General features: G+C 67.6%; 10 protein-coding genes. 4 read left to right on the forward strand and 6 right to left on the reverse strand.

What is annotated here, in order from left to right; all coding sequences use genetic code 11:
• Positions 1-6 precede the first annotated feature (6 nt).
• Together KF791_16900 and mutT are read left to right on the forward strand one after the other, a co-directional pair.
• Entirely contained in the window at positions 7-1,320 is a 1,314-nt protein-coding gene (locus KF791_16900; GenBank protein ID MBX3734256.1) for a UDP-glucose/GDP-mannose dehydrogenase family protein, read from the forward strand.
• A 38-nt stretch (positions 1,321-1,358) separates the two neighbouring features.
• Positions 1,359-1,841, forward strand: coding sequence for an 8-oxo-dGTP diphosphatase MutT (gene mutT / locus KF791_16905; GenBank protein MBX3734257.1), 483 nt, complete (start codon positions 1,359-1,361; stop codon positions 1,839-1,841).
• A 140-nt stretch (positions 1,842-1,981) separates the two neighbouring features.
• On the opposite strand, the gene KF791_16910 is transcribed toward mutT, so the two are convergent.
• The gene (locus KF791_16910) at positions 1,982-2,869 is read right to left on the reverse strand and encodes an MBL fold metallo-hydrolase (GenBank protein MBX3734258.1); all 888 of its coding nucleotides are present in this window, start codon (positions 2,867-2,869) and stop codon (positions 1,982-1,984) included.
• A gap of 286 nt (positions 2,870-3,155) precedes the next feature.
• Here KF791_16910 and KF791_16915 point away from each other — a divergent pair, with 286 nt between their 5' ends.
• Together KF791_16915 and KF791_16920 are read left to right on the forward strand one after the other, a co-directional pair.
• Positions 3,156-4,169, forward strand: coding sequence for a carbohydrate kinase (locus KF791_16915; protein ID MBX3734259.1), 1,014 nt, complete (start codon positions 3,156-3,158; stop codon positions 4,167-4,169).
• Positions 4,166-5,200, forward strand: a complete 1,035-nt coding sequence (locus KF791_16920; protein MBX3734260.1) for an FAD:protein FMN transferase — start codon at positions 4,166-4,168, stop codon at positions 5,198-5,200. Before KF791_16915 ends, KF791_16920 begins: the two co-directional genes overlap by 4 nt.
• 23 nt (positions 5,201-5,223) lie before the next feature.
• Here the strand turns inward: KF791_16920 and KF791_16925 are convergent, their stop codons facing one another.
• The 5 genes from KF791_16925 to KF791_16945 all read right to left on the reverse strand — a co-directional run bounded on the left by KF791_16925 (position 5,224) and on the right by KF791_16945 (position 14,072).
• A complete protein-coding gene (locus tag KF791_16925) occupies positions 5,224-6,405 on the reverse strand; it encodes an HlyD family efflux transporter periplasmic adaptor subunit (GenBank protein ID MBX3734261.1) in 1,182 nt (393 codons plus the stop codon).
• 16 nt (positions 6,406-6,421) lie between these two features.
• Complete coding sequence (locus tag KF791_16930; protein MBX3734262.1) at positions 6,422-9,514, reverse strand: peptidase domain-containing ABC transporter; 3,093 nt, start codon at positions 9,512-9,514, stop codon at positions 6,422-6,424.
• Positions 9,511-10,596, reverse strand: a complete 1,086-nt coding sequence (locus tag KF791_16935; GenBank protein ID MBX3734263.1) for a hypothetical protein — start codon at positions 10,594-10,596, stop codon at positions 9,511-9,513. Before KF791_16935 ends, KF791_16930 begins: the two co-directional genes overlap by 4 nt.
• Before the next feature lie 93 nt (positions 10,597-10,689).
• On the reverse strand, positions 10,690-12,384 hold the full coding sequence (locus KF791_16940; GenBank protein ID MBX3734264.1) for an excinuclease ABC subunit UvrC: 1,695 nt from the start codon (positions 12,382-12,384) through the stop codon (positions 10,690-10,692).
• Positions 12,385-13,034: 650 nt separating this feature from the next.
• Positions 13,035-14,072 (reverse strand): DUF4143 domain-containing protein, encoded by a 1,038-nt coding sequence (locus KF791_16945; protein ID MBX3734265.1) that lies wholly within the window; start codon positions 14,070-14,072, stop codon positions 13,035-13,037.
• Positions 14,073-14,475 lie beyond the last annotated feature (403 nt).

Below are 14,475 nucleotides of genomic sequence, written 5' to 3' on the forward strand. Positions count from 1 at the left end.
CAATTCATGAAGAGCGCACGCATCACGATCATCGGGACCGGATACGTTGGCCTGGTCACCGGCACCTGCTTTGCCGAGGTGGGCCACCAGGTGATCTGCGTGGACAAGGACCCGAAGAAGATCGAACTGCTGCAGCAGGGCGGCATCCCGATCTATGAGCCGGGCCTGGAGGAGCTCGTCGGGCGCAACGTGGCCGCGGGCCGCCTGCGGTTCTCCCACTCGACCGCCGAGGGCGTTGCCGATGCCGACATCATTTTCATCGCGGTGCCCACACCGCCCCAGCCCGACGGCTCGGTGGACCTCAGCTTCATCGAGGGGGTCGCCCGCGAAATTGCCTCCCAGCTCACCGCCTACCGGATCATCGTGGACAAGAGCACGGTGCCGGTGAAAACGGCGGAGAAGGTGGCGGAGACCATCCGCCGCTACTGCAAGGCACGCGTGGAGTTCGATGTCGTGAGCAATCCGGAGTTTCTCCGGGAGGGCTTCGCCGTGGAGGACCTGATGAAGCCCGACCGGATTGTGATTGGCGTGGGCAGCCAGCGTCCAGTGACGGCAATGCGCGAGCTCTATGAACCGTTTGGCGCGCCGATCATCGTCACCGACACCAATTCCGCGGAACTGATCAAGCATGCGGCCAACTCGTTCCTGGCGTTGAAAATCTCTTATGCAAACGCCCTGTCGGTCATTTGCGAGGCCGCCGGGGCCAATGTGCAGGAGGTGACCCGCGGCATGGGCCTGGACGTTCGCATCGGCACCCGGTTCCTGCAGGCCGGCCTCGGGTTCGGAGGGTCCTGCTTTCCCAAGGACCTGTCCGCGTTTATCGAGATCTCCAACCAGCTCGGGTACGACTTCCGGCTGCTGCGGGAGGTGCAGCGGATCAACGAGGGGCAGATGGACCGCTTCCTCAAGAAGATCACCGACACGCTCTGGGTCGTGAAGGACAAGCAGATCGGGGTCCTGGGGCTGGCCTTCAAGCAGAACACCGACGATGTGCGCACCTCGCCGGCCATCGAAGTGTGCCAGCGCCTGCTCCGGGACGGTGCGCACCTGAGGGTGCATGACCCCCAGGCCATGGAGAAGGCTCGGGCCCTGCTCCCGGAAGGAGCCCAGGTGACCTACGTGGAGGCCCAGGACGACGTACCCGAGGGTTGCGATGCCCTGGTGATCGCCACCGAATGGCCGCAATTCACCCGGTTGGATCTCGCCCGCACCCGCCGTGTGATGAACACCCCCATCGTCATTGACGGTCGCAACCTGTTCGATCCGGACGAAATGGAGCGCCTGGGGTTCATCTACAAGAGCATCGGCCGCGGCCGGTGACCCTTGGGAGCAGCCGCGGGTTCAGAGTTCTGGCCTGGATGAAGGGTTCCCCGGCAATCCCGGTATCGGCGGGATTGGTGTTCCGCGCCGGACGCCTGCTGATCGCGCAGCGGCCCGAGGGCGCCCACCTTGGCGGGTTGTGGGAATTCCCCGGGGGAAAGCGGGAACCCGGAGAGACCTGGGAGTCGTGCCTCGTCCGCGAACTGCGCGAGGAGCTTGGGATTGCGATTCGCGTGGGCCGTCTGGTTTCCGAAGTCACCCACGCCTACCCGGAACGGACGGTGCGCCTTCGGTTTTACGTGTGCTCGCTCATGGAGGGTGAGCCACGCCCGATTGGGTGCGCGGCGGTCGCCTGGGTGACGGCCGCGGAATTGGACGCCTACGCGTTCCCGGCGGCCGACGCCGCTGTCGTGGCAGCACTCCGCGACGCGCCGGAATTCACGTCCGCTCCCCCCGATGGGCAGGGTCGTGTTCCGCCGCGACCCGCTTCAGTCCCGTTGCGCTCGGATGCAACCCTTTAGGGAACGCGGGAAGTCCCCGCCCGTTGGAATTTCCTCCATCTCCCGGCAGCGACACCACTCGCCCGGCGGCCGAAGTTGCGAACACGGTGAAATCTGTGGCGGCGCCGCCCTTGACCACGCCCTTTGTCCGCCCCATCGCATCACCGCGACGGGACGTGGGTGACCGACCACCGTTCGCCAAGGCGCAGCACCGCCGCCGGCTGCCCGAGCCAACGGCACGTTTCCGCAAAGGCGTCCGGCGACGCGGTGTTGAAGGCGAACAGGTCGTAGTGGCAGGGGATCACACATCCCGCCTGGATGGCCCGGGCCAGTTGGGCAGCCTCCCGTCCCGAGAGGTTCCCCGCGACACGCCGTTCCGGGGCCCGACCGTTGATGGGCAGCAGGGCCACCGTGGGACGACGACCGCGCAGCCGTGCGACCATTCCCGGGTAAAGCACCGTGTCCCCGGAGCAATACACGGTGAAGGGGCCGGTCTCGATGAGATAGCCAAGGTACAGGAGATGTCCGGCCGCGTCGCGATCCAGCGACTCGTGCGCCGCGGGAACCGCGCGGATCCGGAACCCGGCAATGGTGGTCTCGCCGGGGACGCGACCGGTTCCATCCGTCGGCGCCTCCAGGGCATCCAGGCCCAGGATCCGGTCGTCGGGCAGCCCCGAGCGCTCCCGGGCCGGGCCGCGGATGGACTCTGGACCCACGAGGACCAGCCGCGAATTGACGCGCGCCAGTGGGCGGAGGGTCTCGGGATCCAGATGGTCCGTGTGACCGTGCGAGGAGGTCACCACATCCACAAAATCCAGTCGTTCCGGTGCGATCACCCGTTCGGAAATGCGAACGTGCGGTTTGTCGGTGCCCGCGTACTTTTGGGTCAACGAGTCGGAGAGGTACGGGTCGAGCAACAGGCAACGGTCCTGGTGCAGGATCAGGAAGCCGCTTTGTCCAAGCCACCACAGGTGGAGTTGACCGGGAAGCGCGCGTGCGGCAGCGATGTCGGCAAGCAGGGCGTCGTCCTGGAGCAGCGGGCGGATCATGCGTGGAGTCGTGGAGCGGCCCCGGGATGCTCCGGGGTCGGCCCTGGAGAATCGTAAAGCGGTGTCGGGACCCGTCGAGCGCCCAATGGGCCTGCGTCGCACCCCCCCCGCGCCCATTTCGAACGACGTTCTGGATTCGGAGCGGCGGGTCTGTGCAGCTCTCCGCAGGTCCTGGCGCGGGCGGGCGCAGGAGGCAGATCTGCTGTGGACTGCGCAGAATGCAGAACCGCCCCGTGGAACTCGCCGAGACTGGCATTGTGGCAGGGTCCGGTGTTCCAATTTGCGCGTGTCTCCGGACCGCTTTGCCAGCCTCACGTCCCGCTACCCGCAGTTGCGCCTCCTGGTCGCAGGCGACTTCTGCCTCGACCGGTATTTCGAGCTGGATCCGGCGCGATCGGAGATCTCGATTGAGACGGGCCTTGAGGTGCACAACATCCTGCGGGTGCGATGCCAGCCGGGGGCCGCAGGGACCATTTTGGGCAACCTGGCAGCCCTCGGGGTGGGTCGGCTGGTGCCGGTGGGTGTTTGTGGCGACGACGGGGAGGGTTGGGAATTGCGCCGTGCGCTTCAGGCCCTGCCCGGAGTGTGTTTGGAGGGGTTCCACACGGCGGACGGGCGGCACACCTTCACCTACACCAAGCCGTTGGTCTGCGCCCCGGATCATCCGCCGCGTGAGTTGAACCGGCTGGATTTGAAGAACTGGACCCCCACGCCGACCGCACTCGAGGAGCGCCTGATGGCATCCCTTGAAGCGGCGGCTGATGCGGCGGACGGGGTGATCGTGATGGATCAGGTGGACGTGCCGGAGTCCGGAGTGGTCACCACCCGGTTCCGTGAGCGCCTGTCCCGCCTGTCCCGGGAGCGGCCGGAGCTTCCCGTGCTGGGGGACAGCCGTCGGGGCCTCGCCGGGTGGCCGCCGTTGATCTGGAAGATGAACCTGCAGGAACTGGCGGCACTGACCGGACGTCGGATGGATGCCCTGGCGGACATCCGTGCGGCGTGTGCCGACCTGGCCCGGGCCAATGCCCGTCCGGCGTTTGTGACCCTGGCAGACCGCGGCATCGTGGGTGCGCAGCCCGAAGGGGAATCGGCCCATGTGCCGGCGTTTCCGGCCCGGGGCGACATTGATATCGTGGGTGCCGGGGACGCCGTCACCGCAAACCTGGCCGCAGCGCTGGCCGCCGGTGCCGGTTTGGTGGAGGCCATGGAGCTGGCGATGGCCGCGGCCAGCGTGGTGGTGCATCAGCTCGGCACCACCGGGACCGCAACGGTCGCGCAGCTTCGGGAGAGGCTCCTGTGAGCGGGGGCCGCTGTCCGTGGCTCACGGCCCTTGCCGGTCTGGTGCTGGCCCTCCTGCCCGTGAAGGCGGCGGTCGAACGTTACGAGTTCGAACGTGCCGCGATGGGGCTGCCGTTCCGGATTGTGCTCTACGCACCCGATGCGCCTCGGGCCGAACGGGCGGCCGGTGCGGCGTTCGACCGGATCGCGGCGCTGAATGGAATCCTCAGCGACTATGACGAAGCCTCCGAGTTGAGCCGGCTTTCGAGCACGTCCGGAAGTGGCCGGTGGGTGCCACTGAGTTCCGATCTGGCCCGCGTGCTTCGGGCGGCGGCGGTGGCATCCCGGGAGTCAGACGGCGCCTTTGACGTCACCGTGGGACCGCTTGTCCAGATTTGGAAGCGGGCGCGGCGGCAGCGCGAATTGCCTTCGGAATCCCGGCTGGAACAGGCCCGTGCGGCGGTGGGTTGGAATCACGTGGAACTGCGTCGCACGGGCGGCGTCTGGGAGGCGCGGCTGGGGCTGCCCGGAATGCGTCTGGACCTCGGAGGCATTGCCAAGGGATATGCCTTGGACGAGGCGGCCCGGACGTTGCGCCACTTGGGCGTTCGCAGATTTCTGGTTGCCGGAGGCGGCGACCTGGTTGCGGGCGGGGCGCCACCGGGAACCCGTGGCTGGCGCGTCCAGGTCGGCGTGTTTGACGACCCGCGATCGCCGGCACCTCGACATGTGCGGATCCGCAACGAGGCCCTCGCCACCTCCGGCGACACGTTTCAGCGGGTCGAGGTGGGCGGGCGCCGTTTCTCGCACATCGTGGATCCGCGAACCGGCCAGGCGATGACCGACCACAGCCTCGTCACGGTCATCGCCCGGAGTGGGATGCGGGCAGATGTGCTCTGCACGCAGTTGAGTGTGCTTGGGACGTCGCGGGGGGCGGTCCTCGCCCGGAATGCGGGAGCGGCCTTTCTCTGGATGCGCCTGCCCGGGGATTCGCTGGAGGAATGGCGCTCGGCGAATTTCGACCGCTGGCTGGATCGTCCTGCAGCCCGCTGACCCGGCCGGCCCGTGCCGGCGGCTCAGCGTGCGCGTTCGCGGAGGGCCTTGAGGGGCTCAAAGGCGTACTCGATCAGGGACCGTTCCCCCACCCGGATGCGGGCCTCGCCCACCATGCCCGCGCGGACCGGTATGAGGGTGTCCCGTACGCGGAATCCGGTCTGCTCGAGGCGGGCGCGTCCGCGAAATTCCAGGTCCCCGGCGGACGCCACTGCCGACAGGCTGACCCAGTCAATCTGCGAGGGCAGGGTTCCGTAGCGCTGGTAGGGGAAGGCGTCGAAGAACAGGCGGGCGGTCTGGCCGGGGGCGACCTGATCCAGCCCACCCTGCGGCAGCGTGAGCGCGACCACAGGGGTGCCCTCGACGCGGGCCAGCTGGCAGAGCTCGATACCGGGATGGACCACGCCGCCCGCATTCTGACGGGCCACGGCGACGACCACCGCCCGGTAGGGGGCCCGGACCAGCAGGCTGCCGGATTCGCAGTTCAACAGCCGCTCGCGGAGGCTGGCCGCCATGACGCGGAATTTCTCCATCGCCGCCAGTTCCTCGCTGCGCTGCAGGCTGCGTTCCGTTTCGAGACGGGTCCGCTCCAGCAGGTTCTTGTGCAGCGACTGACCGGAAATGTTGAGGTCCTTCTCCGCGGCGGCGAGGTCGAGTTCGGATCGCAGCAGTTCCACCTCGGAGATCAGGAGCAGGTCCCGCAGTTCGCGGGTCCGGCGCACGAAATCCTTCACGGTGTCCCGGTAGCGCTCCCGAAAGCTGCGCTCCTGGGCCAGTTGCTCGTGACCGGCGGTGTTGATCTCCAGCAGCGATCGGTGGGCCTCCTCGGAACGGCGCGCCCGTTCCTCCATCGCCCGGAGGTCCTCCTCGGCGCCGCGCAGCGCCGTCTGCCAGGTCAGCACCTCGTCGGACCGGACCACGAGCAGCGTGGATCCCTCCTCCACCTCCTGGCCCTCGGCCACCCGGACCTCGGCCAGCACGCCCTGCACCGGGGACTGGATCGGGTCGGCGCCACCGGCGGGCACCAGCTTGAACCGGCACCGAACCGTTTCGGGCAGCCGGATCATCCACGCGGAGATCATCGCGATGGTGAAGAGGCCGAGGAGCAGCGAGGCGGCCAGTCGCGACCATCGCGGCGGCGGCTGGTCGGGCAGCCAGTCCGTGGCATCGGTCGGCGGCAGGGTTTGGGAAAGTCTCGGGGTCACTGGAGGGCCGGGAGGGTCACAGGGCGAGCTGCTGGCTGCACAGGTGGAAGTAGAGGCCGCGCCCGGCGATCAGTTCCTCATGGGTGCCCGACTCCACGATGCGCCCGCGGTCGAGGACCACAATGTGGTCGGCGTCCCGCACCGTGCTGAGCCGGTGGGCGATGACGAAGCTGGTCCGGTCCTCCAGCACCTGTCGCAGATTGTCCTGGATGGCCCGTTCGGACTCCGTATCCAGTGCGCTGGTCGCCTCGTCAAAGATGAGCACCGGCGGGTCCCGGTACAGGGCGCGGGCGATGGCGATGCGCTGCCGCTGGCCGCCGGAGAGCGCGATTCCGGACTCGCCGATGCGCGTCTCATAGCCGAGGGGCAGGCGGGAGATAAAGTCGTGGGCGTTCGCAAGGTGGGTGGCCCGCAGGACACGCTCGAAGTCCGGTTCCCGGTCCCCGAAGGCGACGTTGCGGAGGATGGTGTCCGAAAAGATGTGGTTCTCCTGAAGCACGATCCCGATGCGCCGGCGCAGGTCGCGCAGGTTGACGGTTTGCAGGTCCACGTTGTCGTACAGGATGCTGCCCTCGGTGGGCTGCACCAGTCCGGCCAGCAGCTTGACCAGGGTGGTCTTGCCGGAGCCGCTGCGGCCCACGATGGCCACGGTCTTGCCGGGGGCGACCCGCAGGTTGATGCCGGAGAGGATGGCCGGCGACTCGGGCCCCCCGTAGCGGAACCCGACGTTCCGGAACTCCACCTGTCCCTCCAGGGACGGCACCGGCTTGAGGCGCGACCGATCCCGGCCCTGCTCGGGCTCGGACTCGAAGAGGTCCCCAAGGCGGTTCAGCAGCACGGTCATCCACTGCAGGTGGTCCCAGACCCCGAGCGTTCGGAAGATCGCATTTGCGGCCATGGCCAGCAGGGTGTTGAACGCCACAAACCGCCCCACGGTGAGGCTGCCCTCGACCACCAGATGCGCGCCGAACCACAGGAACAGGCCCCCCGACAGCAATCCGAGGATCTGGATCGCGCTCTGGTAGGACATCATGATGAAGCTGCCCCGGAGCAGGCCCTGGGACACGCTGAGAAACTGCGCCAGCAGGGCCTCGCGAAAGGCGGGCTCCGCCGCCGAGGCCTTCACCGCCTCGATGCCCTTGATCGCATCAATCTGGTACGAGCTGTACCGTGAATGGCTGGCCTCCAGCCGCGCGAACAGCGGCCGCAGCACCCGCCGGGAGAATCCCATGAGCCCGAGGTAGAGCGGGAGCGTCGCAAGGAAGACCAGCGTGAGCGGGATGCTGTACAGCGCCATCAGGAGCACGCACCCCGTGAATTGGATCAGCGCCAGCAGGCTGCCGATGCCGTGCTCGACCACGAACTCCCGGATTTCCCGGGCGCCATCCAGCCGGCGCTGGATGTCTCCGGTGCGCCGGTTGTTGAAGTACGCCATGGGCAGGTCGAGCAGTCGGCGTGTCAGGTAATCCAGGATGGCGCAGTCCACCTGCACCGTCGCGAAGCTCAGCAGGTATTTCTGGAGGAGGTTGCAGGCGACCAGTCCCGCCAGCGCGGCGGCCATGCCCAGGATCACCTGGCGGAGGAGATCCAGTTCCTGGTCCACGATCACGCGATCCACCACCACCTGGGTGCCCACGGGCAGCACCAGTTGCAGCGCGGTCACCGCGAGCGCCAAGAGCAGCGCCTGGAGGAAGGTGCCTCGATGCCGGGCGAGGAACGGAAGCATCCAGGCCCATGAACCGCCGCCTTCGGGGGCCCGTTCGAACGCCTCGGTGTAGTCAAACAGGGCGACGTACCCCGACCACAATTCGCTGAACTCGGCCCGCGGGACCTTGCGATGTCCCGTGGCGGGATCCACCAGCCAGACATGGGTTTCGGAGACGTGCTCCACCACGAGCCAGTGGCGGCCTTCCCAGTGCGCGATGGCCGGGAGCGGCATCTGGTCCAGATGGCGTCGCGACGCCTTGACCCCGCGTGCCGCCAACCCGAGCTCCGTCGCGGCCGAGCACAGGGCCTCGAGGCTGGTGCCGTCCGGTCCCACGTGGCACAGCTCGCGGATGCGCGCGAGGTTCACCCGCCGCCCGAAATGCCGGCACACCATCGCGAGGCAGGCGGCGCCGCAGTCCATCTCGTCAATCTGCTGCACCAGCGGGATCCGCCGGATCCGCCCTTTGCGACTTCGGAAGAGCCCCCGCTCATCCGCGAACGGCTCCTCGGTGTCCGCGGCCTCCGGGTGGGCCTCCGGACGTTCCTCGGTGCCTGCCGGAAGCAGTTCCTGGGCGAAATCCAGAGGCAGCCGTGCGCGGGCTTTGGCCTCGTACAGGGCGCGGCGCTCCACGAGGAGCCGTTCGATTTCAGGGAACTGCCGATCCAGATCGGCGACGTCCTCCGGGGACAGGGACAGCAGGCGGCAGTCGGAGGCCGCCTCAACGCTGGCGGCCCTGGGCTCCCCGGTGAGCACCGACAGCTCCCCAAAATAGTCGCCTTCCCGGAAGAAGGCCACATTGACGGCGCGATCCGGGGGGCCGGTAAAGATCCGCACCCGGCCCTCCCGCACGATGTACATCGGGCCGGCCGGATCCCCCTGCCGGATCAGGGTCGCTCCCTTGGGAAACTCGACGGGCTTCAGCCGGTCTATGAGTGCTCGCAGCGCGGGTGCGGGCAGGCGCCCAAAGTGGCTGTACGTGTAAAGAAAGCTGTGCAGCGCCCGCCAGCGCGAGAGCAGCTCCAGGGAGTGCAGCAGGTCGGGATACCGCGCCACCAGCTCCTGGAAATCCACCCGGCCCAGCCGCAGGACGTCGGCGGCGGTGCTGCACCGGACGGTGGTGGTGCGTGGCTGGCTCTGGAGCAGCGCGCTCTCGCCGAATTCGTGGCCCGGTTGGAGGCGGAAGAGTGTCACCTCGCTTCCGTCCGCCTGCTCCTTCAGCACCCGCGCCCTGCCGGTGATCAGCACGTAAAAGGCGTCCGCCGCCTCTCCCTGCCGGATGATCGTGTCGCCGAAGTCGTAGTGGATGAGCTGGAAGCGGTCGCGTACCTCCTCGAGGTGCGCCGGCTGCAGGAATCGCGCGAAGGACGTGGTGCGCAGGATTTCCTCGGCCCGGGGCGTCATGCGGTGTCCCCCATGGGGACGTGCCACCGCACCTCCCGTTTCTCCAGGCGACCGAGGTGGCGGTTCATCAGCAGCGCTTCCACGGCGTCGGCCACGGCCGGGTCGGAGAGCACCGGTTCCTCCTCATCCAACACCCGGCAGACGCAATGCCGTCCTCCTTCGGATGGCGGGTGCAGGGTTCGGCCGGGAAGGGCTCCGGCCAGGTGCGGGTGCCAGGACTCGGGATACGCGCCGACCGCGGCTGAACGGGTGGACAGCGGGGAGCCGGATTCTGCGGCCACGGCCTCGAGGCTCATGCCGTCCGCGGTCACGCACAGGTAGGCCTCCTGGGCCGCCGTCTCCGAATCGAACTCGGCCACCAACAGGTCCATCCGCACCAAGCGGCTGCGGATCTCCAGCAGGCCCTCCGCCTGCCGGGCCGGGGCCCGCAGGTCCTGCCGGACCCGTTCCATCGCCTGCTGCCCCGCCAGCACGTCGTCCCGCATTGCCGGACCGAGTTCGAGATTCCGACACCAGGTTTCGAAGGCGTCGGCTCCAATCCCGCGGGCCAACCGGAACGCCTCCACAAGCGCGGGATCGGATCCGGCCACCTTCGGGGTCAGGAGGCGCGCCACCTGCTCCCGGGCGAAACGCCGCGCGAAGGTGTGGAAGCCTCCGGACAGGACCAGGTCCGGCGCCCAGGCGCCTGCCACGGCCTCGTCGGATAGCTTGACGCGCTCGGGAAACATCCCGGCCGGCGGACGCCAGTGCCTTCGGACGAAATGATCGCTGAGGTCGTCGGTCGTCAGGCCAAACTGGTCGAGCCATTGTTCCGTTTCCTCAACGGTGACCAGGCCATGGGCGTAACGGAATTCGTCCATCAACGCTTCGACCGCCTCGATGTCGGCCTCACGCCCCTCGGCCGCCGCAAGGGCTTCCTGCTGGAGGCGGCGGCGGGTTTCGTCGAGCGCGGGCTCCAGGTCGCCGCGAATTGCGGCTGCAAGGACCACATCGCATATGCGGAAGCGGTGGTCCCGAATCTCGAACGCGAGCCGCTCGCGCCAGGTGACGGGCATGGACTTGCTGGGAATCCTGGCAGTCACTTTGCGGAATGCGATGGCCGCTGCGGAGCATGATCGTCCGGAGGGGCACTTCAATCTGGAAACGACGCGGGAGACAACAGCGATCCGGCCCGATCACCGGGCGGCGAGGAACGCCTGCAGTTCGCCGGCCAGCGCGCCACCAAAGCCGGGAATCTCCTCAATCTCCTCGCGGGTGGCACGGCGCAGGCGCTGGACGGAACCGAATCGCTTCAGCAGGGCCCGCTTCCGTGTTTCGCCAATGCCCGGGAACTCGTCGAGCAGGCTTTCCGAAATGCGTCGCAACCGCAGTTGCGCGTTGTAGGTGTTGGCGAACCGGTGGGCTTCGTCCCGCACCCGCTGCAGAAGCTTCACGGCCGGACTGTCGAGCCCAAGCCGCAGCGGCTCGGGGCGGTTTGGCAGATGGATCTCTTCATTTTCCTTGGCCAGGCCCAGGATGGGAATGCTCCCGAGTCCCAGGGCGGACAGCTCGGCGCACGCGGCGTTGAGTTGGCCGCGTCCGCCGTCCACCAGAATCAGGTCGGGAAGCCGCGCCCGTGTCCCGGGCGGCGGCACCCACGGGATATCCGCTTCCGGCGCGGTCCCGGAATTGCGGTCGGCCCGGCGTGCGACGGCAACGGCGACGGCCGCGGCATCGGCATCCCGGCGCAGGCGGCGTCCGCGGGACGCCCGGGTGACGTCGTCCACCACCCGCTGGAGTTCGGCAGGTGACGCCTCGCCATCCCCCGCGATGCCGCGTTCCGGACGCCCGGTGCGCAGCTCGTTGAGCAGCCGCGTGTACCGTCGCTGGATCGTCTCCGCCATGCTGGCGAAGTCGTCCTGCTGCGTGACGGACTTCATGCGGAACCGCCGGTAGGCCGAGCGGTCCGGGCGCCCGTGCCAGAAGCTGACCATGGAGGCCACGACGAATGTCCCGCTGATGTTGGAGATGTCGAAGCCCTCGATCCGTGCGGGTGGTGCCGGCAGGTCCAGCACGCGGGCGAGCTCGCGAAGGTCGGATTCCGGGTTGACGGCGATCGGCAGGGTGTAGGGGACGCGCTCGAATTTCTCCGTCTTCTGTGTCGTGCGCTTGAGATCCTTGAGGGCATCGCGCAATTGGGCCGCCTTCTCGTAATCGAGGGCCGTCGCCGCGCGCCGCATTTCGGCCTCCAGTTCGTGGTGCAGTTCCTCGGTCTGCCCCTCGAGGAACTCAATGCCGGCGCGCACCTGGGCCAGGTACTGTTCCCGCGAGACATTGCCGATGCAGGGGGCGGTGCAGTGCCGGAGATTGCCGTAAAGGCAGTGGCGGTAGTCGGATTCCCCGGGCGTCAGGGGCCGGCAACCGCGCAGGTGGAATTTGCGGCGCATCAGTGTGAGGGCGCGCCGCACGCTGCCCGAATGGGCAAAGGGGCCGAAGTACATGCAGCCGTCCTCCTTGCGCAACCGCGTCAGGGTGAAGCGCGGGATGGGGTCGTTGAGGTTGACCTTGAGCAGCAGGAAGCGCTTGTCGTCGCGGAAATCAATGTTGAAGCGCGGACGGAACTCCTTGATGAGCTTGCCCTCCAGCAGCAGCGACTCCGGCTCGCTCCGGACCACATGCCAGTCGAAGTCGTGGATGGCTTCCACGAGGGCGTTGAACTTCAGGTCCCATCCGAGGCGTCGCGACGGGTGAAAGTATTGGGACACGCGCTTGCGCAGGTCGCGGGCCTTGCCCACGTAGATCACCGTCCCGAAACGATCCTTGTGCAGGTACACGCCGGGACGGTGCGGCACCTGCGACAGCTTGTTTCGGATGTGGTCGGTGACGGGCATTGGCCGGATGACGCGTCAGGATGCCCCGCGTCCCCAAGCCCGGCAAGCCGCCCCGGGGAGCGTCCCATGCATCCCGAAGCTGTTGGTGTTCGAGCTGAACGACCGGCATGTTTGGAGAGCGTCGTGGAGCGGGACCGCTTGCGCGGAGCCTGCTGCCGGGCGGCGGGTTGGCAGCATCTCGGCAGGACCCGCGGTTCGACCCGCCGATGCCAGGACTTCTATGAGGACACCCAGCATCCCAAGGAACTGCGGGTGCGGGCGCTGAGTCGGCAGGGTCTGGGGGAGTTGCGCCGGCCCGGACCGCCCGCGCACCTGCGGGGCCCGGGCGCCAAGCCGCCACCCCCGGCATGTCCGGTGCCGACCGCCCAGTTGGACTTGCTGCGGGAACACTTCCGAAAGCAGGTTTGTGATTTTTGGGATCCCTGCGGGGTGCGTCATCCCCTGCCAGCGATCTTGACGATCCTGGCCCTGGCGGTGTGCGCGGGCTGCCGCGGGCCGGAGGCCGTTGCCGAGTTCGCTCAAGGGCTGAATCACCACCAGCGGGCCGCCTTCGTTGCCGGCCCCGGCGTGGAAAATCCCGCCAGTACGAGATCCCCAGCGCGTAACGACTGCCAACATCTATTGTCAATCACTGGCCGAAGCGACAGGGCTTATGACAGTTCCAGCACCGATCTGCCGGTCCCGCGCAACACCGGCTCCACGGGCAGCGCCCGGATGCCTTGCCGGACTGGGAACTCCCGTTCCCCATGGTGCAGGACGACTCCCTCGTGGATGGCGCCGTCGTCCAGGGCCTGAGCGAGGCCTGCCGCATCCCGAGAACCAATGGCCGCCGCCAGCTTGATCTCGACCCCGATCCGCCGGTCCCCACGGTCAATGATCAAGTCCACTTCGGAGCCCGAGTGGGTGCGGTGAAACCAAAAGCGGCTCGAAGGACACTCCAGCGACTCCAAGGCAACCATGTTCTCAAGGACGAACCCCTCCCACGACCCTCCCCGCTGCGCACTCCGCTTCAATGCTTCGACATCACGCACGCCCAGCAGGTGGTGCAGTAGACCGCTGTCCCGGACATACACCTTCGGCGCCTTGACGAGCCGCTTCCCGAGATTGGCGTGGTACGGCCGCAGCCGGCGGACGAGGAAATGCGCCTCGAACAGGTCCAGAAGATTGAGGAGCGTGTGATGGGTGATTCCCAGAGCCCGCCTCAGGCTCGAGGCGTTCAGCAGACCGCCCTGCTGTCCGGCCAGCATCGCCAGCAGGGTGTGGCACTGGATTGGGGACTGTTTGGTACCGAACTGGGCCATGTCCCGCTCGACGAACGTCCGCACGTATTGATCCTCCCAGTCCTCCCATGCCGCATCGCTGTCGGCGAACAACGCATCCGGGAACCCGCCCCGGTGCCAGAGGGATTCGATGGCGACGTTTGGAACCTCAGCCGCCAGAAACGGCGTCAACTCCACCATCCCCACCCGACCTGCCAGCGACTCGGAGACGTCGCGGATCAACGCCGGGTTTACCGATCCCAACAGGAAGGACTGGCCGTTTCGCCGTTGATCCTCATCCACGCGACCCCTCAGGATTGTGAGAATCTCCGGGAGGCGATGGACTTCATCGAGGATCAGGGGCGGGGGAAAATCCGGAGTGCCAACTCGGGACCCCGGAGAACAGGCGGCGGTCGGAGGGCTTCTCAAGGTCGAAGTAGGTGAACCCCAGGCCTTGCCGGGCCAGAGTTGTTTTTCCCGATTGCCGCGGCCCCAGGAGGGTTACGACCGGAAACCTCCGAGCCAGCTCAAGGACTTGACTCGTCGCCCGACGCTCAACGGTCACCGGTTGCAAGATGGCATTCCGGATTCCAATTTTCAACCCTTTACAGGGCGACCTTTCCGTTGGGATCAGAACGGCCGGTCGCATGCGGAGGCGCGGGGAGGATCGGTCTACGGCGTCGCCGGGGCCGGGCGGATCATCTCCTACCTTCGGCATTGGGCCTGCAGCTACAACGCCTGGGTGACGATGACCGGCCATCGGGGCGGTCCCAATATGTCCGGGTTCCATGACTCCGATCCCACGATCAAATTCCTGCTACCAATGACAATT

The organism is Verrucomicrobiia bacterium (assembly GCA_019634635.1).
In the GTDB taxonomy this organism is placed as follows: domain Bacteria; phylum Verrucomicrobiota; class Verrucomicrobiia; order Limisphaerales; family UBA9464; genus UBA9464.